Origin of the sequence: Bradyrhizobium sp. WSM1417 (assembly GCF_000515415.1) — a bacterium.
Taxonomy (GTDB): Bacteria; Pseudomonadota; Alphaproteobacteria; order Rhizobiales; family Xanthobacteraceae; genus Bradyrhizobium.
In genome coordinates this window covers 6,535,569-6,554,904 of record NZ_KI911783.1, presented here as the reverse complement: position 1 = coordinate 6,554,904, position 19,336 = coordinate 6,535,569, and the positions used below count along the sequence as shown (strand labels likewise).

17 protein-coding genes are annotated in these 19,336 nt (G+C 63.3%); 11 read left to right on the top strand and 6 right to left on the bottom strand.

The window, feature by feature from the left end; all coding sequences use genetic code 11:
• Nucleotides 1–5 precede the first annotated feature (5 nt).
• Nucleotides 6–551, top strand: coding sequence for a flavin reductase family protein (locus tag BRA1417_RS0132025; RefSeq protein ID WP_027519282.1), 546 nt, complete (start codon nt 6–8; stop codon nt 549–551).
• A gap of 44 nt (nt 552–595) precedes the next feature.
• On the opposite strand, the gene BRA1417_RS0132020 is transcribed toward BRA1417_RS0132025, so the two are convergent.
• On the bottom strand, nt 596–1,426 hold the full coding sequence (locus BRA1417_RS0132020) for an NAD(P)-dependent oxidoreductase (RefSeq protein ID WP_245286300.1): 831 nt from the start codon (nt 1,424–1,426) through the stop codon (nt 596–598).
• Between the two features lie 244 nt (nt 1,427–1,670).
• Here BRA1417_RS0132020 and BRA1417_RS0132015 point away from each other — a divergent pair, with 244 nt between their 5' ends.
• The 6 genes from BRA1417_RS0132015 to BRA1417_RS0131990 all read left to right on the top strand — a co-directional run bounded on the left by BRA1417_RS0132015 (nt 1,671) and on the right by BRA1417_RS0131990 (nt 8,025).
• Nucleotides 1,671–2,654, top strand: coding sequence for an ABC transporter substrate-binding protein (locus tag BRA1417_RS0132015; RefSeq protein WP_007601560.1), 984 nt, complete (start codon nt 1,671–1,673; stop codon nt 2,652–2,654).
• A gap of 78 nt (nt 2,655–2,732) precedes the next feature.
• Nucleotides 2,733–4,427: a dihydroxy-acid dehydratase gene (gene ilvD, locus BRA1417_RS0132010; RefSeq protein ID WP_027519280.1), complete on the top strand. Its 1,695-nt coding sequence runs from the start codon at nt 2,733–2,735 to the stop codon at nt 4,425–4,427.
• Nucleotides 4,428–4,548: 121 nt separating this feature from the next.
• Nucleotides 4,549–5,394 carry an ABC transporter ATP-binding protein gene (locus BRA1417_RS0132005; protein ID WP_035968938.1) on the top strand — a complete coding sequence of 282 codons (846 nt, stop codon included), beginning with the start codon at nt 4,549–4,551 and terminating at the stop codon, nt 5,392–5,394.
• Nucleotides 5,391–6,176: an ABC transporter permease gene (locus tag BRA1417_RS0132000; RefSeq protein ID WP_027519278.1), complete on the top strand. Its 786-nt coding sequence runs from the start codon at nt 5,391–5,393 to the stop codon at nt 6,174–6,176. The genes BRA1417_RS0132005 and BRA1417_RS0132000 overlap by 4 nt, the downstream gene beginning before the upstream one ends.
• Nucleotides 6,173–6,940, top strand: a complete 768-nt coding sequence (locus tag BRA1417_RS0131995; RefSeq protein WP_027519277.1) for an ABC transporter permease — start codon at nt 6,173–6,175, stop codon at nt 6,938–6,940. The genes BRA1417_RS0132000 and BRA1417_RS0131995 overlap by 4 nt, the downstream gene beginning before the upstream one ends.
• Before the next feature lie 38 nt (nt 6,941–6,978).
• A complete protein-coding gene (locus tag BRA1417_RS0131990) occupies nt 6,979–8,025 on the top strand; it encodes a hypothetical protein (protein WP_027519276.1) in 1,047 nt (348 codons plus the stop codon).
• Here the strand turns inward: BRA1417_RS0131990 and BRA1417_RS0131985 are convergent.
• Genes BRA1417_RS0131985 through BRA1417_RS0131965 form a run of 5 tightly spaced genes read right to left on the bottom strand, consistent with a single transcriptional unit; the run spans nt 8,022 to nt 13,728 of the window.
• Nucleotides 8,022–9,014 carry a 3-hydroxybutyryl-CoA dehydrogenase gene (locus tag BRA1417_RS0131985; protein ID WP_027519275.1) on the bottom strand — a complete coding sequence of 331 codons (993 nt, stop codon included), beginning with the start codon at nt 9,012–9,014 and terminating at the stop codon, nt 8,022–8,024. The two genes, BRA1417_RS0131990 and BRA1417_RS0131985, sit on opposite strands and share 4 nt — an antisense overlap.
• Nucleotides 9,015–9,017: 3 nt before the next feature.
• Nucleotides 9,018–10,106: an NAD/NADP-dependent octopine/nopaline dehydrogenase family protein gene (locus tag BRA1417_RS0131980; RefSeq protein ID WP_027519274.1), complete on the bottom strand. Its 1,089-nt coding sequence runs from the start codon at nt 10,104–10,106 to the stop codon at nt 9,018–9,020.
• A complete protein-coding gene (locus BRA1417_RS0131975) occupies nt 10,103–11,626 on the bottom strand; it encodes a class I adenylate-forming enzyme family protein (RefSeq protein ID WP_027519273.1) in 1,524 nt (507 codons plus the stop codon). The genes BRA1417_RS0131980 and BRA1417_RS0131975 overlap by 4 nt, the downstream gene beginning before the upstream one ends.
• A 2-nt stretch (nt 11,627–11,628) precedes the next feature.
• The gene (locus tag BRA1417_RS0131970; RefSeq protein ID WP_027519272.1) at nt 11,629–12,918 is read right to left on the bottom strand and encodes an acyl-CoA dehydrogenase family protein; all 1,290 of its coding nucleotides are present in this window, start codon (nt 12,916–12,918) and stop codon (nt 11,629–11,631) included.
• A gap of 12 nt (nt 12,919–12,930) precedes the next feature.
• Entirely contained in the window at nt 12,931–13,728 is a 798-nt protein-coding gene (locus BRA1417_RS0131965) for an alpha/beta fold hydrolase (RefSeq protein ID WP_051448423.1), read from the bottom strand.
• A gap of 215 nt (nt 13,729–13,943) precedes the next feature.
• Here BRA1417_RS0131965 and BRA1417_RS0131960 point away from each other — a divergent pair, with 215 nt between their 5' ends.
• From BRA1417_RS0131960 to BRA1417_RS0131945, 4 genes are all read left to right on the top strand, one after another.
• Nucleotides 13,944–14,705, top strand: a complete 762-nt coding sequence (locus tag BRA1417_RS0131960; protein ID WP_027519270.1) for an SDR family NAD(P)-dependent oxidoreductase — start codon at nt 13,944–13,946, stop codon at nt 14,703–14,705.
• A 43-nt stretch (nt 14,706–14,748) separates the two neighbouring features.
• On the top strand, nt 14,749–15,585 hold the full coding sequence (locus BRA1417_RS0131955) for an enoyl-CoA hydratase family protein (protein ID WP_027519269.1): 837 nt from the start codon (nt 14,749–14,751) through the stop codon (nt 15,583–15,585).
• A 93-nt stretch (nt 15,586–15,678) separates the two neighbouring features.
• The gene (locus BRA1417_RS0131950; protein WP_027519268.1) at nt 15,679–18,030 is read left to right on the top strand and encodes a bifunctional salicylyl-CoA 5-hydroxylase/oxidoreductase; all 2,352 of its coding nucleotides are present in this window, start codon (nt 15,679–15,681) and stop codon (nt 18,028–18,030) included.
• 54 nt (nt 18,031–18,084) lie between these two features.
• Nucleotides 18,085–19,335 (top strand): flavin-dependent oxidoreductase, encoded by a 1,251-nt coding sequence (locus BRA1417_RS0131945; RefSeq protein ID WP_027519267.1) that lies wholly within the window; start codon nt 18,085–18,087, stop codon nt 19,333–19,335.
• Nucleotide 19,336: the final 1 nt, after the last annotated feature.

Below are 19,336 nucleotides of genomic sequence, written 5' to 3'. Positions count from 1 at the left end.
GGCCGATGAATGATCTGCCGAAGCAGCCGGCCGTTCCCGATCCGGCCAACGAACTCGCGAGCGACAACTCGCCGATCGATCCCCGTGATTTCCGCAGTGCGCTAGGAACCTACGCCACGGGGGTGACGATCATCACGGCCGCTGCGCCTGACGGCAAGCCCTATGGCCTGACGTGCAATTCGTTTGCCTCGGTCTCGCTGAATCCGCCGCTGGTTCTTTGGAGCCTCGTCGTCTATTCCTCTAGTCTGACCATCTTCCAGAACGCCAGTCATTTCACGGTCAACGTTCTTGGCGTTTCGCAACAGGCGCTTGCGAGCAAATTCGCCAAATCGTCTGATGACAAGTTCACGGGTGTCGAGTGGACGCCGGGCCTCGGCAACGCGCCGGTGCTCGCCGAGAGCGTCGCCAATTTTCAATGCCGCTCAGTCAATCGCTATTACGGCGGCGACCACGTGATCTTTCTCGGTGCGGTCGAGGCCTATACTTACAATGCGAAGGAGCCGCTGCTCTTCGCGCGCGGCGCGTTCGGCCGATTTCTCGCCGACGGCTAGCGCAAGCAGTCACTGCAAGCGTGCTTCAGTTCGCGCTCGACGGTTCAGCGCACCCCTGCCGAAAGCTTGTAGATTTCGAGCGCATCCGCATCCGCGCCTCGCGCGGCCTTGGCGAGCCTGAAAAGTTGTCCGGCGAGCGAGGCCATGGGCACCGGGGTCGACGTCGTCTGCGCGACATCGGCGACGGTATCGAGGTCCTTGAGCATTGTGGCGATGTGACCAAGCGGCGGTGAGTGAATGCCCTGGACCATTCGCGGAACGAACAGCTGCAACGGAATGGAGTCAGCGAACCCCCCGGCGAGTGCTTCGGGCAAGCGGTTGGCATCGATTCCGGCGTTCACGGCAAGGCGTGTCGCCTCCGCAAGAACTGCCATCGCGCATCCGACGATCACCTGATTGCATAATTTTGTGGTCTGGCCGGCGCCGGTCGGCCCCATGTGGGTGAACCTGCGTGCCATAGCCAGCACGTAGGGGCGGACCCGCTCGATATCGCCGGCTTTTCCGCCGGCCATGATGGCGAGCGTGCCTTCCTCGGCGCCCTTGGTACCACCGGACACCGGCGCATCGATCCAGCCCGCGCCGTTCGCAGCTAACAATCGCGTTGCAAGGTCCCGTGCAGCATCGGGATGGATGGACGAGAAGTCGACCACGAGCTTACCCGCGCCGGGCGCTGTTGAGATGCTCGCGGGCCCGAAGATCACCTCTTCCACGGCGGCAGCATCCGTCACGCACATGAAGATGATATCCGAGCTCTCTATCAAGTCGCGTGGGCTGGCTGCGCGCGTCGCACCGGCTTCGACGAGCGCGGCCATCTTCCCTTCCGAACGGTTCCAGACAGTGATCTGATGGCCGGCGTTGAGCAGGCGCCGGCTCATCGGTGTCCCCATCAGTCCAAGGCCGAGATAGCCGAGCCGCTCGACGCCTTGCGGGTTTGTCTTGCTTGCCTCAGCCATAGGTTGCCTCCATCTGCTGCTGTGCGACGCTGCACTACCATATAGGGCGTATCCCACGACGAAACCGCCCGGCCTGCATGGCTTGCTTGATTGTTTGAACCATGAAACATTTGCCGCGGTCGGGTTGGATGGCGCCGGTCGGCGCCTGGGCAGCGGAGTGGGCACGATGCGAACCGTTTCGAAGTGGATCCTGGCTTTGGGGGCGGCAGCGGCCGTGAGCGCGAGCGCGGGCCCGTCATGGGCGCAGCAGACAATTCGTGTCGGCTGGACGATTCCGGCCGAAGAATCCAAATACTGGATGATGCGCCGCCCGGCTGAGTTTCCCAATATCGGCAAGGCCTACAACATCGAATGGACCCAGTTTCAGGGCACCGCTCCGATGACGCAGGCCTTGGCGGCCGGCGCGCTGGATTGCGCGACGCAGGCACCGCTGTCGCTCGCCAACGGCGTGGTTGGCGGCAACCTCAAGGCCTACATCGTGGCGCAGCACGTCTTCGAGAAGGCCGGTGGTTTCTCGGTCTACTGGGCTGTCATGGACGACTCCCCGATCAAGACCATCGCCGATCTCAAAGGCAAGACGGTCGGGATCTCCGTGATCGGCGGCGGCACCCAGGGCCCGTTCAATCTGTTGCTGAAGCAGAATGGCATCGATCCGGCCAAGGACATCAAGCTGGTCGAGGTCGGCTTTGCCGTCTCCGAAGATGCGTTGCGGCAGGGCCGCGTCGATGCGGTCAACATGAACCAGCCATTTGCCGCGCGCGCGGAGGCGAAGGGCGGCACGCGCAAACTGTTCTCGCTGTCGCAGGCTATGCCGAACATCGTGCACATCCTGGAAGCCTGCCGTGCCGATTTCGTCGACAAGAATCCGGAATTGGTCAAGGCTTACGTGCGCGACATTACCTCTGGCATGAAGAAAGCGCTGGCAAACCGCGAAGAGACGTTGAAGGTCGTCAACGAAGTCCTGAAAGCACCTATTCCGGTTCTCGAGACCTATCTGCTCAAGGACAATGATTTTGGCCGCGATCCGGGCGCTGCACCGAATTTCCCCGCGATCCAGAAGATGCTGGACATCTACGCGGAGACAGGGATGCTGCCGAAATTGGATGTCGCGCAATTCAAGCATTCGACGATTGTCGCTCCGCTGCAATAGGCGATCGCGCGAATGAACCGAGCGAGAACGTCGCGGCATCCAGGATGATCCGGGACGTTGCATGAAGAAGATTCACGTATGAAGAAGCTCCGATCTCGGATCACGACGGATGGTCTCGACCGGGCTCCGCACCGCGCGTTCATGCGCGCCATGGGGCTCGACGACGCTGCGATTTCCAAGCCGATGGTCGGCGTCGTCAGCATGAAGGGCGAACAGACGCCCTGCAACATGACGCACGACTTTCAGGTCGCAGCGGCCAAGACCGGAATCGAAGAGGCCGGCGGCACGCCGCGCGAGTTTTCGACCGTATCGGTTTCCGACGGTATCAGCATGAATCACGAGGGGATGAAGTTCTCTTTGTTTTCGCGGGAGCTGATTGCCGACTCGGTCGAAGCCGTCGTTCATGGTCTCGCCTACGATGCATTGATCGGATACGGCGGATGCGACAAGACGCTTCCCGGCGTGATGATGGGCATGGTCCGGTGCAACGTGCCGTCCATCTTCATCTATGGCGGCAGCGCGCTGCCGGGCCGCGTGGACGGGCGGACCCTGACCGTGCTCGACTCCTATGAGGCTGTCGGCAGCTTCATGACCGGAGAGATCGACGGCGCCACGCTCGAACGGATCGAACGCGCCTGCCTGCCGACCATCGGCGCGTGCGCCGGCCAATTCACTGCCAACACGATGGGGATGGTGTCGGAGGCGATGGGCCTCACCATTCCCAACGTGTCGATGGTGCCGGGTGTCTATGCCGAACGCGCGCAGATATCCAGGCGGGCCGGGCGCCTCGTCATGGAGATGCTGGAGCGCGGCGGGCCGTTGCCGCGCGACGTCGTGACGCGGAAATCCCTGGAAAACGGTGCGGCAATCGTGGCCGCCACGGGCGGTTCGACCAATGCTGCGCTACATCTGCCGGCGATCGCGAACGAGGCCGGCATCGCATTCACGATCGATGATGTCGGCGAGGTTTTTGCAAGGACGCCGCTGATCGGAAACCTGCGGCCTGGAGGCAAATATACAGCGAAGGATGTCTACGATATCGGCGGTGCCGCCGTGGTGATCCGGGAGCTGATCCAGAGCGGGCATATTGATGGCAGCTGCTTGTCTGTCACAGGCCGTACACTTGCCGAAGAGTACGGTGCCGCCAATGCACCTGACGGAGAGGTCGTTTACGCCGCTCGCGCGCCGATCATGCCAGATGGCGGCGTCGCCGTGCTGAAGGGAAACCTCTGTCCGGACGGCGCGGTCATCAAGGTCGCGGGCCTGAAGAGTCAGTTCTTTGAAGGCGTGGCGCGCGTTTTCGAAGACGAGGAGGCCTGCGTCGCTGCGGTTCGTGATCGCAACTATCAGGCGGGCGAGGTTCTCGTGATCCGAAACGAGGGGCCGGTGGGCGGCCCCGGCATGCGCGAGATGCTCGGCGTCACCGCGCTGATCTATGGACAGGGCATGGGCGAGAAGGTGGCCCTGATCACGGATGGACGCTTCTCCGGCGCCACGCGCGGAATGTGCATCGGCTATGTGTCTCCCGAGGCCTTCGTCGGCGGTCCGCTGGCGCTGGTTCGCGATGGCGACAGGATCCGGATCGATGCTGCGAACCGGCGGATGGATATGCTGGTCGACGAGGAAGAACTCACTGCTCGCCGACACGATTGGAAGCCGCGTCCGCTTCGTCACCGCGCCGGCGCCCTCGCCAAATATGCGCGATTGGTTGGCCAGGCACCGGGCGGAGCCGTGACGCATGAGGGGCCCGCGGAATGGCCCTGGTTCGGATGACGCGGCGCACTTGCCCGAAAACAGCCAATGGTCTGGCAAGTTTCTTGCTAAGCTCGCGTCGCTGGCGGAGGATATTCAGCAAGCCTGTTGCGCAGGGTTCGCGCGAATGAAGTGAGACGGGATGAAGGTAGTGCCTTCGAGATCGAGCGAATGGGTGAGACCGGTGACGCCGCAAAAACCGGCTTCTGCGATCATCGAGATCGAGCGTGTCTCTCAGGTATTTCAGACCTCGGCGCGCAAGGATCACGTGGCGCTATCGGACATCTCTCTGGCGATCGAGGAGGGAGCCTTCGTCTCCATCCTTGGTCCGTCCGGCTGCGGCAAGTCGACATTGCTTTACGTCGTCGGCGGCTTCGTCAACCCGACCAGCGGCTCAGCAAAGATTAAGGGACGGACGATCACGGGACCAGGGCCGGATCGCGGCCCGGTGTTTCAGGAATTCGCGTTGTTTCCGTGGAAGACCGTGCTGGGGAATGTGATGTACGGCCCTCGCCAGCAGGGCGTGCGCACCACCGAGGCGGAAGCACAGAGCCGGGCCTTGATCGAAATGGTCGGGCTCAAGGGCTATGAGAACTTCTATCCCAAGGAGCTGTCCGGCGGCATGAAGCAGCGCGTAGCGCTGGCTCGAACCCTGGCTTACCATCCTGAGGTTCTGTTGATGGACGAGCCGTTCGGCGCGCTCGATGCTCACACGCGAACGCGGCTGCAGAATGATCTGTTGAATATCTGGGGGCGTGATCGCAAGACGGTGCTGTTCGTCACTCATTCGGTGGACGAAGCGGTGTTCCTGTCAGACAAGGTCGTGATGATGTCGAAGTCTCCCGGCCGCATCCGCGAGGTCATCGACATCGATCTGCCGCGGCCGCGCCGACGCAGCGAGCTGCTGCTCGATCCACGCTACCAGAAATACGTTGTCGATATCGAGCGGATGTTCGACGAGACCGACCCTGTCGGGTCTCCGTCATGATATCGCCCGCCGTCTTGGCGAGACGGGCTGCCCCGGTGCTTGCCTGCATCGGATTGCTCGCGATCTGGCAGACGGCGTCCCTCGCGTTGAAGAATGACAGCTTTCCGACGGCGATCGAAGCAATTCGGGCGATTCCGGACATTCTCGGCGACAGGGAATCGCTGATCAACATCCTGGCCTCGCTCCGCCGCATGGCGGTCGGGTTTGGCATAGCGGTATCGGTGTCCATTCCGCTCGGCCTGTTGATGGGCCGCAGCCGGGCCGTCGCGGCGTTCTTCAATCCGCTCCTGATGGTGATCTACCCGGTGCCGAAGGCCGCCTTGATGCCGATCATCATGCTGTGGCTCGGCGTCGGCGACATCACGAAGACGCTGGTGATCTTCCTCGGTGTCAGCCTGCCCGTGATCTATCACAGCTTCGAGGGCGCCAAGGCGGTGGAAGAGAAGATGCTGTGGTCGGGTGCCGCGATGGGGCTTTCGCCTGCACAACGGCTGGTTCGGATCGTACTGCCGGCGGCGCTGCCGGAAATTCTGACCGGTTGCCGCACCGGACTCGTGCTGGCGCTGATCACGATGATCACCAGCGAGATGATCGCCCGTCAGTCCGGCGCCGGCAACATCCTGTTCAACGCTCTCGACATGGGCCAATACGACACCGTCTTTGCGATGATCATCATCGTCGGCGCGATGGGAATCTGCCTGGATGCGATCTTCGAGCGGGTCCGCGCAAGGCTGGTGCGCTGGTCTGAACCGCAGTTCGACATGCCGCTGAGCTTCTCATGATGCCGCAGCTTCGCTCCACCAGCATCATTCTCGGGCTTGCGCCGATCGTGCTGGTGATCGCGCTGTGGCAAGGCCTTGTATCGTTTGGCTTTGCGCCTGCGGTCTTGCTGCCGCCGCCTGGATACGTATTCAGCAGGCTGCTTCAGCAACTCCTGACCTGGACGTTTCAGCAGGAGATCGCGGCGACCCTGATCCGGCTGTTTGCCGGCTTCGCGATTGCGGTCGTGCTCGGTGTCAGCATCGGCATCGCCGCTGCCGCCAATCCGGCTATCAACGCCGTGGTTCGGCCGATCGTTCGCGTGCTTGCACCCTTGCCAAAGGTCGCGCTCTATCCAGCATTGCTGCTGCTGCTCGGCTTCGGTCACGGATCGAAGATCACGCTGGTGGCGGCGGATGCACTCTTTCCCATTCTGTTGTCTACCTATTACGGCGCGTCGACGGTGGAGCAGAAGCTGATCTGGTCGGCCATGGCGGCGGGAACGCCGCGCTATGAGATCCTGTTCAAGGTGGTGCTGCCGGCCGCGATGCCGTCGATCCTGACCGGTTGCCGGATCGGCCTTGTCATTTCCTGCATCGTGGTGTTTCTGGCCGAGATGATCACGTCGAGCGACGGGCTCGGACACGTCCTCGTCACGGCGGCCCGGACGTTTCAGGCCGTTGATATGTTCGTTCCGCTGATCACGATCTCGCTGCTGGGCTTGATCCTCAATGGCCTGCTGGGGGCAGTGCGTGCCTATCTGCTGCGGGGTTTCCCCGAAGCATGAAACTGACGAAGAAGAAACAGGAAGACCGGGAGTAGACCATGCTGGCTGATCGCATCGAGGCAAAATGGATCGACGCATTTTGCGAGATTTTTGAGCGATGCGCCGTCAAGGCCGGCGATACCGCGGCGATCCTCTCGGAAACCCAGTCACGTGCGTTGAATGTTCATCTGGCGGAGCTCGCGCTGCTGCGGATGGGCGCCCGCCCGTTTCACGTGGTCATGCCGACCCCGCGCAACCGCAATATCGTTCCGGTTCGCTCGACAGGGGCGAGCGAGGCGATCCAGCGGCTTGGCCCGGTCATCACTGCGCTTCAACAAGCCGGCTTTGTGGTGGATTGCACCATAGAGGGCTTGATGCATGCGGTGGAGACACCCGAGATCCTCAAAGCCGGCGCGCGCATCCTGGTGATTTCCAACGAGCATCCCGAGGCGCTGGAGCGGATGGTGCCGGATTCCGCGCTCGAGAAGCGCGTTCGCGCCGCGGCGAAGATGCTGCGCGGGACCAAGCGGATGCGGGTGACGTCAAAAGCCGGCACGGCGCTCGACGTCGATATGGTTGGCGCGTCCACGGTCGGCGTGTGGGGCTGGACGGACAAGCCCGGTACGCTGGCGCATTGGCCCGGGGGCATCGTCGTCAGCTTCCCCAAGAGCGGAACGATCAACGGCACGCTGGTGATGGCGCCCGGCGACATCAACCTGACCTTCAAGCGTTACCTGACCTCGCCGGTGAAGATGACACTGAAGGACGATTATGTCGTCGAGCTGGAAGGCGAGGGCACGGATGCCGCAATGATGCGTGCCTATCTTGCCGCCTGGGGCGATAGGGAAGCCTATGCGGTGTCGCATGTCGGCTTCGGCATGAATCCGGCCGCGCGCTACGAGGCGCTGTCGATGTATGACCAGCGCGACACCAACGGCACGGAAATTCGTGCCGTCTCCGGCAACTTCCTGTTCTCGACCGGTGCCAACGAATTCGCCGGCCGGTACACGGCGGGCCATTTCGATCTGCCGATGATGGGGACGACGATCGAGCTCGATGGTGCCGCCGTGGTGCGTGAAGGGGTGCTGCAGGAGGTGTTCGGCTAGTTCCGATCGAGCACCGGCGGGCGAGCCAGGTCAAAGTGACGGAGCAGGTCGACCATGGCCTGAAGCCGTTTTGCCCGATAGGCGTCGATGTCCATACCTGAATAATCGAGAAAGCCTGCGCCCGTTCGCAGGCCGATCCGGCCCTCCTGCATGTTCCGTGAAATGACGTCCGGCGCGCGATAGCGGTCGCTGCCGAGTGCGTCTTCGAGATAGCGACTGGCGTAGTAGAGGATGTCGCCGCCACCCCAGTCGATGAATTCGAGCAGCCCGAGCACGGCGTAGCGGAAGCCGAAGCCGTAGCGGATCGCCTTGTCGATGTCTTCTGCGCTGGCGACGCCTTCTTCGACCATGCGCGCGGCCTCGTTCATCGCCAGCGCCTGGATGCGCGGGACGATGAAGCCGGGAGTCGCTGCGCAGACCACCGGCACCTTGCCGATGCCTTCGAGTAGCGCCTTGATCTCGTCGATGACAGCGGGATCGGTGGCCTTGCCTGGCGAAACCTCGACCAGCGGGATCAGATAGGCCGGATTGAGCCAGTGCACATTGAGAAACCGGCGAGGATTCACGATCGCGCCTGAGAGATCGTCGACAAGGATGGTCGACGTCGTCGATGCGATGATCGTATCGGGGCCGACTTGTTTTGAGGCCGCCCCCAGCACATCCCGCTTGAGCTCGACGATCTCGGGGACCCCTTCGAAGACTATTCCCGCATCGGACAGTGCCGCATCGCTCTGGCTGGCCGGCACCACCGAGACCCGCGCGATCAGCGGATCGACATCCGCCTCGGTCAGGAGCCCCAGCTTCGCCAGGCTGGCAAAGGTCTTCCTGACTTCGACGTGCGCATCTGCCTCCAGCCTGGCGAAATCTTCGGCTGAACGGGCCTTGATGTCGATCATCGTGACCATATGCCCCGCGTAGCCGAACGCGACGGCGATGCCGCGGCCCATGCGGCCGGCCCCGAGACAGGCGATTGTGGCCCGGTTGGTCATCGGTCAAAATCCCTTGCGAAGAAGCGTCTGCAAAGCGGCCTTGCCGAGATTGCCGAGGCCCAGCGTCGCGAGGGTTCGGCCGCCTTGCGTAAAATCCTCACCGCAGATTGCGCCACCGATGGCCAGAAATCCTTTGGCCAGCGGCGTAGCCACGCTCGCCAGGCCGGCGACTGAGGCCAGCAGCGATAGCCCAAGCCGCAAATCTTCTCTCATGTAGCGGTGCTCGGTCAGCACGATCCGCTCGCGCCAGTCGCCGGAATCGGTCAGCCGGTCGTGCGAGCCGCGGCCGTACATCCACACCTCGCCTTCCCTAGCATAGTGATGGGCGAGCGGAAAATGCGGTGCGCCATATCCGAGCGCCTCACGCACGGCAATCCGTTCAGCGTCGAGCGCGTCGGTGACACGGCGAATCGCGGCTTGCGTTCCTTCCTTGTGGATGTCCCACTTGTCGAAATGCTCGATCGGGCCTGCATTCATCACGATCAGGGGCGGATGGATAATCGGACCTGCGTTCATCAGCGCACCCGAAAGAGCATCGCCGCACGGCTCGACCGCGCCGGGGAAAGCCTGTCCGATCACCTCAAGGGCGCGCGGCGCCTGATCGAGCGGGAAAACGCCGACCGGCAGCCGCTTGGCGCGGATGGTGATCGCGACCTCGAACGGGCCGTGCTTGCGGGTCAGCCAGGGCAAGGTTCCGGTCTCGGCAAAGCACGCCTTGGCGTGGTTGCCGGCATCCCGCGCAGCCTGGGCGAAGACCATCGAGCCGAACGTTGCTGGCGGCAGAAACACGACCTGTCCATCCCGCAGATGTGGAGCAAGCAGCCGGGCGATATCAGGCTGTGCGAAGGCGGGGGCGGGGCACAGGATCAGCTCTGCGCCGTTGACGGCCTCGGCGATGCTGGTCGTCACCAGCGCCAATTTCACGTCGTGACGGCCGTTATGATCCTTCACCAGGATGCGCGAGCCGGCGGTGCGATGTGCAGCGACCTGGTCCGCGTCGCGGCGCCAGAACCGGACCTCATGTCCCGACAGCGCAAAATCGCCTGCGGCCGCGAAAGAGCCGTTTCCTCCCCCCAGAACCGCAATCTTCAAGATGCTTCTCCTTGCGTGCGCGATTGCGCATCAAGCTGCTTCAGCAGGAAATGCTGGACTTTGCCTAGCGCGGTGCGCGGCAGGTCGGTGACGAAAACGATGTCGCGCGGAACCTTGTAGCGGGCGAGTTGTGCCTGAAGATGAACTTTCAACGTGTCTGCTGCGAGCCGACAGCCGGTTCGCGGGATCACGTAGGCGACGGGCACCTCGTCCCAGCGTGGATCGGGCCGGCCGATCACGGCGCATTCGCTGACATCGGGATGTTCGAGCAAGACGCGTTCAACCTCCGCCGGATAGACGTTCTCGCCGCCGGAAATGATCATGTTCTTCTTGCGGTCGCGCACCCAGAAATAGCCGTCCGCGTCGCACAGGCCGATATCGCCGGTACGATACCAGCCGTCGTGCAGCGCATCGCGCGTGGCGTCCGCATTGCCCCAATATTCGAAGAACACGTTGGGGCCGCGCACCGCGATCTCCCCCGGCGCTCCCGCCGGCACCTCGTTGCCGGCGGGATCAATCACTTTCGCTTCGCAGCACAGGCCGGCAAGTCCGGTCGACCCCGCGCGCGAGAGATCGCCACCAAGCCGGGTGTAGACTGCAATGGGGCATGTTTCCGTTGAGCCGTAGACCTGAAGCACCGGGACGCCGCGCGCGACGAAGCGGTCGATCAGATGCGGCGGCACGATGGTCGAGCCGGTCGCGACGGCTTTGAGTGACGAAAGGTCGGTCGTGGGCCAGGCGGGATGCTCGCTCACCGCCTGGATGATCGCCGGCACCATCACGGTCAAGGTCGGGCGTTCCCGTTCGATGGCTGCAAGCGCGGTGTCCGGCGTGAAGCGTGCGTGAACCGTGACCGTCGCGCCCAGCTGGATTGCTGCCGTGGTCTGGATGTTGAGGCCGCCGACGTGGAAGAACGGCAGCAGCGTCAGCACATGGTCATCGGACGTCATGTTGTGCATGTGCTGGCTCATGACGCCGTTCCAGAACAACGCCTCCTGGCGCAGCACCGCGCCTTTGGGCCGTCCGGTCGTTCCCGATGTGTAGACAATGAGGAGCGGACAGGAGAGATCGGTGTGCGGGTTGCGGCCGATGCCCCGGCTCCGAGCCAACAGGTTTTCGAACGTCATGCCGCGGGGCGGCTCGAAATCGAGCCCGACGATTGCGGTCCCCTCGAGCTCGGCAAGGACCCCCTCAAATGCCTGCTCGAGCACCAGGACCTTGGCGCCGGCATCGTTGAGGATGAAAAGCTGCTCGGCGACAGCGAGCCGCCAGTTCAGGGGCACCAGCATCGCTCCGAGCCGCGCGCAGGCATAGAGCAGAACCAGATAGTCCGGCCGGTTCAGGCTGAGGATCGCAACGCGGTCGCCCCGGCCTACGCCGAGCTCCTGCTTCAACGTCTCCGCCGTCCGCTCGATGCGTGCAGCGAATGCCGCATAGCTCAACCGTCCGCCCTCGAAGGCGATGGCTGTCTTGTCTGGCGCGAACGCCGCGTTGCGATCGATCAGACTGCAGAGGTCCACCGTCAGTCGTCCGTTTCGCCGGCCTCGTACAGCGCCTCGCGCCCGATCCGGTCGAGGCAGAGCTCGGCTGTCCAGGGCAGCATCAGCGAGCCGCAGCGGCTGTCGCGATAGATCCGCTCCAGCGGCAACGAGCGCAGCATGGCCTGACCGCCGCAGGTACGGATCGCGAGCGCGGCGAGCTCATTGGCACCCTCCATCACCGAATATTGTGCGGCATAAGCGCGAAGCACCTGCTCCTTGCTCGGATTGGCGCGCGCTTCGGTGACTGCCTGGAACCAGATCGCCTTGATCTGCTCGAGCTTGATCTGCATCTGCGCGACCGCAATTTGCTTGGTCGGATACATCCTGCGCTTGACCGGCGGCATGCCCGGTACTTCGCCGCGCAGATATCGCACGGTGAAGTCATAGGCGGCTTGAGCAAGGCCCATATAGGTCGGCGACAGCGTCAGGAACATGTGCGGCCAGCGCATCGCGGCCTGGAAATAGACGCCGCGCGGCATCAGCGCTGAATCTGCGGGCACGAACACGTCCTTGAACAGCAGCGTGCGCGAGACCGTTCCGCGCATGCCGAGCGGATCCCAGTCGCCGACGACCGAAACGCCGTCCGATTTCGAGGGGATGGCGAGGTAAAGCGTATTGCGGCGCGAAGCCTTCTCGCCTTCCTCGATCTCCGTGCAGAGAACGCCGTAATAGTCGGCATGGCCGGAGAGCGATGCAAAGATCTTCTTGCCGTTGACGATCCAGCCACCCTCGACCGGCCGTGCTTCCGTGCCGAAAGCGACGCCGCCTGCCGCTGCCGCACCGCCCTCCGAGAAAGGCTGCGAATAGATCGCGCCGTCCTCGACGATGCGCTTGTAGTGGACTGCACGTCGCGCCTCGTGCTCGGCGCGGGTCTCTGTATCCATATCGAGATCGTCGGCGAGCGGGCCCGACCACAGCGTCGAGCAGACGTGCATGTTCCAGGTGAGCGCAGTCGCGCCGCAATAGCGGCCGATTTCGGCTGCCGCCAAAGCATAGGTTTGATAATCCGCGCCGAGCCCGCCATGCTTCTTGGGCACGGCAATGCCGAGCAAGCCGACGCGATGCAGGTCGCGATAATTCTCCGACGGGAAGATGGCCTCGCGATCGTAAGTCGCGGCGCGGCCGGCGAATACGCTCTGGCCGATCTCGCGCGCCCGCGCGATGATGCCGGCCTGCTCGTCGCTTAGTCGGAATGCGACGGGATCGAAGATCGGCGCATCCAGCGCGACCTTGTCAGTCGCGCCGATGGTCTTGCTGACTTGCATGGTCATTGCGCAGTCATCCTACGTGTTGATCGCGACGGAGTTCAGGAACCGGCCGAGGGCCTCGTCAAAGGCATCGGGGCGCTCCAGGTTGGCGAGATGGCCGACACCGGCCAACTCGACATACTTGGCAGATGGAATGTAGGTTGCCGTCTTTGCCATCATTGGCGCCGGCGCGTTGTTGTCCTTGGAGCCGGACAGCAGCAGCGTCGGGATGGAAATATCCTTGAGGGTGCTGCGTTGGTCGAAGCCGATCAAGGCCAGCATCATGGCGCGATAGCTCGCCTCGGGCACTCTTGCCATGCACTCCCGTGCAAGCTCCATTCCCCTGGGATCAGGATCGTCGCCCACCAGTTCCTTCACCAGAGAGGGCGCCAGCGACTTCATCGTTTCGCCGCGATCGAGTGGCCCGAGCCGTGCGGCGATAAACGATTTCTGCCAATCGCCGTCGGCTTTGCCGAACGCCGGGCTGGTCTGCGCCAGCACGACCGCGCGCGCCAGTTTTGGGAATTGCACCAGCCATTTCTGGGCGATCATGCCGCCGATGGAATGGCCCACCAGAATTGGCTTGCTCGCCCCAAGCTGCTCGATGAATTGCTGAAGCGCATCCGCCAGGGCAGCGATGCTGACGCTGGCGAGCGGCGCCGATCCGCCATAGCCTGGCATGTCCCATGCAATCGTGTGGAAGCGGCCACCGAATGTGGCAAGCTGCTGCCGCCACGCCCGTGCCGCACCGCCGATGCCATGCAGGAAAATCAGAGGTGTCCCGCCCGGATCGCCCGCTGCTTCATAGGCGAAGCGGCCGTCCTTTGTTATCATTGGCGCAGGCTGCGACACGCGACATCCTTTTGCTTGGCCCTTCGATGCTAACAGGCCTGTGAGGGATGGGAAGCGATAATTTTATACTTAAAGCAATTTTCGGGCCGCTCTTCGGTGTGCGGTTGTTCTTAAGGGCGAGCGAGCCTCGTTTGCAAAAGTTTGAAGGTTAAAATATATCGAGAAGAGCGATCAGCAGAATGCAAGGAAGCCAGCGCATGTCCGGATTACCGCATTCGCCGCACGCGCTGGTGACCGGTGGCGGTCGCGGCATCGGTCGCGCGATCGCAGCAGCGCTCGTCGAGGCCGGTGCGTCTGTGACCGTTCTTGGGCGGAACGCTGCGAGGCTTGAAGAAGCTGTCAATGCAGGAGCAGCGCATTTTGCGGCCGTCGCCGACGTCTCGGACGAAACCTCATTGAAAGCCGCCATCGGCGAAGCGAGTGCACGCCAGCCGATCGATATTCTGATCGCCAACGCGGGAAGCGCCGAGTCCGCGCCGTTCTCCAAATCCGACAGCGCCCTGTTCGCGCGCATGATGGATGTCAATTTCATGGGCGTGGTCCATGCTGTCAGCGCTGTGCTGCCCGGGATGAAAGATCGCCCCTATGGCCGTATCGTCGCGATCGCGTCGACGGCGGGGCTCAAGGGATATGCCTATGTCAGCGCGTACACCGCGGCCAAGCACGCTGTGGTCGGTCTCGTGCGGTCCCTCGCACTCGAGATGGCTGGCAGCAATGTGACCATCAACGCAGTGTGTCCCGGTTTCACCGACACAGATCTCGTCGCCGGCAGCATCGAGAACATCATGAAAAAGACGGGGCGTAGCCGCGAGCAGGCCATTGCCGAGCTCGCAAAGCATAATCCACAGGGACGATTGATCTCTCCTCAGCAGGTCGCGGATACCGTGCTCTGGCTGTGCGGCGAGGGCGCCGGCGCAATCACCGGGCAGGCGATCGCCGTTGCCGGTGGTGAGATTTAGCGCGCATGGCACCGGCACGGAACAAGAAAGCCAAGGAGATCGTATGAGCAGACCAGCCAATCCCGTGACCTTACCGCTTTCGGACTATTCGCCGCAGCACTTCCTGCTAGCCGTCGTCGATGGTGTTGCAACCGTGACGCTCAATCGTCCGGAACGGAAGAATCCGCTGACCTTCGAGAGCTATCGCGAACTCACCGATTTCTTTCGCGCCTGCGCGTTCGACGATGCGGTCAAGTCCATCGTCATGACCGGCGCTGGTGCCAATTTTTCGTCCGGCGGCGACGTGTTCGAGATCATCGGTCCGCTCGTGAAGATGGACACCAAGGGGCTGACGGCGTTTACGCGGATGACCGGCGACCTCGTCAAGGCGATGCGGGCCTGTCCGCAGCCGATCGTTGCTGCGGTTGAAGGCATCTGCGCAGGCGCTGGCGCGATCATCGCCATGGCGTCGGACATGCGGCTTGCGGCGAGCGGGGCCAAGGTTGCATTTCTCTTTAACAAGGTGGGCCTTGCCGGTTGTGACATGGGCGCCTGCGCGATCCTGCCGCGGATCATCGGACAGTCCCGCGCTTCCGAGTTGCTCTACACCGGCCGGTTCATGACTGCGGAGGAGGGTGAGCGCTGGGGCTTCTTCAGCCGCCTCGTCCCGCCGGAGCAGGTGCTGACCCAGGCACAGCTACTGGCCAAGCAGATTGCTGAGGGACCGACCTTCGCCAACACCATGACCAAGCGGATGCTGGCCATGGAATGGGCGATGTCGGTGGAGGAGGCGATCGAGGCGGAAGCCGTTGCTCAAGCGCTGTGCATGACAACGGCCGATTTCGAACGGGCCTTCGAGGCCTTTGCCAACAAGGTCAAGCCGGTCTTCAGGGGCGACTAGGGCGGGCTTTGCGGCAGCCGGTCGCATTGGGGACTTGCGCGAGATTATTTTAGGCTTAAAATAGTTTCGCCGGGTCGAATTGGCGAGGCTCCCATGAAAGTCGCGATCATCGGTGGCGGACCTGCGGGTCTCTACGCTGCAATCCTGCTGAAGAAGCAGCGGCCGAGCGCTGAGATCACGGTGTACGAGCGCAACCGCGCCGATGACACCTTCGGCTTTGGCGTGGTGTTCTCGGACGCCACGCTCGATAATTTCGAGAAGCACGACCTTCCCAGCTACCGCCGCATCACCCAGGAATTCGCCTATTGGGACGACATCGCCGTGCACTTCCGCGGAACGGTCCATCGGGTCGGTGGCAACGGCTTTTGTGGCTGCTCGCGGCAAAAGCTGCTCCTGATCCTGCAGGCGCGCGCGCGCGAACTGGGGGTCGTCCTGAACTTCGAAGCGGACGTCGAGGACGAATCACGCTTCGCCGACGCCGATCTGATCCTGGTCGCGGACGGCATCAACAGCCGCTTTCGCGATAGATACGTCGATCATTTCGCGCCGGAGGTCGATCTCCGTGCCAACAAGTTCGCCTGGATGGGTTCGACCAAGCCGCTGGATGCCTTCACCTTCATCTTCCAGGAGACGGAGTGGGGACCGTTCATCGCCCATGCCTATCAATATGAAGCCGGGCACTCGACCTGGATTTTCGAGACCGATCCCGACACGTTCGAACGCGCCGGACTCACAGGGCTGAACGAGACCCAGTCGGCTACGCGAATGGCCGAGATCTTCGGCTGGTTCCTCGATGGGCACCAACTGCTCACCAACCGCTCGACGTGGCGCAACTTCCCGATGATCCGCAGCAAGCGCTGGGTCAAGGACAACATGGTTCTGCTCGGGGACGCCAAGGCGAGCGCGCATTTCTCGATCGGCTCGGGCACCAAGCTCGCGATGGAAGACGCGATCGCGCTGGCAGAGGCGATGGAGAAGGCGCCCAGCATCAAGGCGGCGCTGGACGTCTACGAGCACGGCCGCCGCGAAGAGGTCGAGAAGACGCAGCACGCCGCTGACGTCTCGCTGGTCTGGTTCGAGCATGTCGACCGCTTCTGGGATTTCGATCCCGTGCAGTTTGCCTTCGGCGTGATGACGCGCTCGAAGGCGATCACCTATGACAATCTGAAACTCCGCGCTCCTGACTTCGTGGCGGAGGTCGAAAGATCGTTTGCCAAGCGTGTTCGTGACAGCGGTTTCGACGTCGACACCGAAAAGCCGATGGTGCCGCTGTTCCAGCCCTTCCGGCTGCGTGAGATGGAGATCGCCAATCGCGCCGTGGTGTCGCCGATGTGCATGTATTCGGCGAAGGAGGGCGTGCCGACCGATTTCCACCTGGTGCATTATGGATCGCGCGCGATCGGCGGCGCCGGCCTGATCTTCACGGAGATGACCTGCGTCGCCCGCGAGGCCCGCATCACGCCCGGCTGCACAGGACTGTGGAACGACGAGCAGGAGGCGTCCTGGCGACGCATCGTTGATTTCGTCCATGCCAATTCAGCCGCAAAAATCTGCCTGCAGCTGGGGCACGCCGGGCGCAAGGGTGCGACCAAGCTGATGTGGGACGGCATGGATCGTCCGCTCGAGGAGGGCGGCTGGGAGGTGTTTTCGGCGTCTCCGCTGCCCTATTTCCCCGACAGCCAGGTTCCGCGCGAGCTCGATCGGGCCGGCATGAACGCGGTGAGAGATGCTTTCGTCGCGGCGGCCGAGCGCGGCGAACGCTGTGGCTTCGACATGCTCGAACTGCACTGCGCCCACGGCTATCTGCTTGCGAGCTTCATCTCGCCGCTGACGAACACCCGCACGGATGAGTATGGCGGCTCGCTGAAAAACCGCCTGCGCTTCCCGCTCGAAATCTTCGAGGCGCTGCGGGCCGCGTGGCCGTCGCGTAAGCCGATGTCGGTGCGCATTTCCGCGACCGACTGGGCCGAGGGTGGCATCGGCGGCGATGATGCGGTGGCGATCGCGCGCGCGTTTGCCGAAGCCGGCGTCGATCTCGTCGACGTCTCGACCGGGCAGACCGTGCGCGATGCGCAGCCGATCTATGGGCGCATGTTCCAGACGCCGTTCTCCGACCAGGTCCGCAATGAGGCGCGCGTGGCCACGATGTGCGTCGGCAACATCACGACGGCGGACCAGGCCAACACCATCCTGGCTGCCGGCCGGGCGGACCTCGTCGCGCTCGGGCGGCCGCATCTGGTCGATCCCTCCTTCACCATGCGGGCGGCGGCCTGGTACGGGGCGGACGACGCGTTCTGCCCGCCGCAATATCTTCCCGGAAAAGATCAGATTTTCCGCAACAGCGTGCGCGACCGGCAGGATCTCGAGGAGCTGAGAATTAAGGCTAAGCCCAAGACCCGGGCCGAGCTCAAGGCGGAGGCGACAAAGCCGCTTGCGGCGGAGTGACCGCCCGTGCGAATTTAGCCCGTTGCCTGGTGTGTACCGAGTGGAGTGAGGGCGATGAAGGCGATTATCGTCGGTGGCGGTATCGGTGGTCTCACCACCGCATTGATGCTGCGCTCGCGGGGCCTGGCTTGCGAGATCTTCGAGCAGTCCGACACCATCCGCGAGCTTGGCGTCGGCATCAACACGCTGCCCCATGCCATGCGCGAGCTGGCGGGCCTTGGTCTGCTCCAGCAGCTTGACGATGTCGCGATCCGCACCGACCAGCTCTATTACCTCAACCGCCATGGCCAGGAAGTCTGGCGCGAGGCCCGCGGTATCGACGCCGGCCACGATGTGCCGCAATTCTCGATCCACCGCGGCCGCCTTCAGGGCGTCATCCATCGGGCTGTCGAGGAGCGGCTCGGGCCGGAGGCCATCCACACCGGCTGCCGCCTCGGTGCCTTCACGCAGGACGAGGCCGGCGTCACCGCTTACTTCTTCGATCGCGCTGGCGCGCACATCCATACCGCGCGCGGCGACATCCTGATTGGTGCTGACGGCATCCATTCGCGGGTCCGTGACACGCTGTTCCCGGGCGAGGGGCCGCCATGCTGGAACGGACTGATGCTATGGCGCGGTGCGCGGGATTGGCCGCTATTCCTCACCGGCAAATCGATGATCGTCGCCGGCGGCCTCAACGCCAAGGTGGTGATCTATCCGATCGCGGAGGGATCGAGCCCGGCGAGCCGTCTCACCAATTGGGCGGTGCTGGTGAAGGTCGGCGAGGGCAATGCCCCGCCGCCCCGGAAGGAAGACTGGTCGCGGCCGGGCCGGCGCGAGGAGTTGATGCCGCATGTGGCGCGCTTCTCGGTGCCTTACGTCGATGTGAAGAGCCTGATCTCGGCCACGCCCGAGTTCTACGAATATCCGACCTGCGACCGCGATCCATTGCCCTATTGGTCATCGGGCAGAGTCACGCTGCTCGGCGATGCCGCGCATCCGATGTATCCGGTTGGCTCCAATGGTGCCTCGCAGGCCATCCTCGATGCGCGCTGCCTCGCCGACGCGCTGGTGCGCGCCGAGCACCCGCGCCAAGCCTTGCTTGAATACGAGAAGAAGCGCCTGCCCATGACTGCGGACATCGTCCGCTCCAACCGGCGCGGCGGCCCCGAGGGCGTCATCGACGCCGTCGAGCAGCTCGCGCCTGATGGTTTCGACAATATCGACAACGTGCTGAGCTATTCTCAGCGTGAGGCGATCGTGCGCGGCTATGCCACCAAGGCCGGCTTCGCCGCAGTGCCGGGACTTGCGGCGGTGCGCGCCTGAA

What these genes read in the sequence shown, in the direction of transcription:
- BRA1417_RS0131970 (WP_027519272.1), bottom strand. Translation starts at nt 12,918, where the DNA reads ATGACCATGCAAGTCAGCAAGACCATCGGCGCGACTGACAAGGTCGCG.
- BRA1417_RS0131995 (WP_027519277.1), top strand. Translation starts at nt 6,173, where the DNA reads ATGATGCCGCAGCTTCGCTCCACCAGCATCATTCTCGGGCTTGCGCCG.
- BRA1417_RS0132000 (WP_027519278.1), top strand. Translation starts at nt 5,391, where the DNA reads ATGATATCGCCCGCCGTCTTGGCGAGACGGGCTGCCCCGGTGCTTGCC.
- BRA1417_RS0131955 (WP_027519269.1), top strand. Translation starts at nt 14,749, where the DNA reads ATGAGCAGACCAGCCAATCCCGTGACCTTACCGCTTTCGGACTATTCG.
- BRA1417_RS0131990 (WP_027519276.1), top strand. Translation starts at nt 6,979, where the DNA reads ATGCTGGCTGATCGCATCGAGGCAAAATGGATCGACGCATTTTGCGAG.
- BRA1417_RS0132015 (WP_007601560.1), top strand. Translation starts at nt 1,671, where the DNA reads ATGCGAACCGTTTCGAAGTGGATCCTGGCTTTGGGGGCGGCAGCGGCC.
- BRA1417_RS0131960 (WP_027519270.1), top strand. Translation starts at nt 13,944, where the DNA reads ATGTCCGGATTACCGCATTCGCCGCACGCGCTGGTGACCGGTGGCGGT.
- BRA1417_RS0132025 (WP_027519282.1), top strand. Translation starts at nt 6, where the DNA reads ATGAATGATCTGCCGAAGCAGCCGGCCGTTCCCGATCCGGCCAACGAA.
- BRA1417_RS0131965 (WP_051448423.1), bottom strand. Translation starts at nt 13,728, where the DNA reads ATGATAACAAAGGACGGCCGCTTCGCCTATGAAGCAGCGGGCGATCCG.
- ilvD (WP_027519280.1), top strand. Translation starts at nt 2,733, where the DNA reads ATGAAGAAGCTCCGATCTCGGATCACGACGGATGGTCTCGACCGGGCT.
- BRA1417_RS0132005 (WP_035968938.1), top strand. Translation starts at nt 4,549, where the DNA reads ATGAAGGTAGTGCCTTCGAGATCGAGCGAATGGGTGAGACCGGTGACG.
- BRA1417_RS0131945 (WP_027519267.1), top strand. Translation starts at nt 18,085, where the DNA reads ATGAAGGCGATTATCGTCGGTGGCGGTATCGGTGGTCTCACCACCGCA.
- BRA1417_RS0131950 (WP_027519268.1), top strand. Translation starts at nt 15,679, where the DNA reads ATGAAAGTCGCGATCATCGGTGGCGGACCTGCGGGTCTCTACGCTGCA.
- BRA1417_RS0132020 (WP_245286300.1), bottom strand. Translation starts at nt 1,426, where the DNA reads ATGAGCCGGCGCCTGCTCAACGCCGGCCATCAGATCACTGTCTGGAAC.
- BRA1417_RS0131985 (WP_027519275.1), bottom strand. Translation starts at nt 9,014, where the DNA reads ATGACCAACCGGGCCACAATCGCCTGTCTCGGGGCCGGCCGCATGGGC.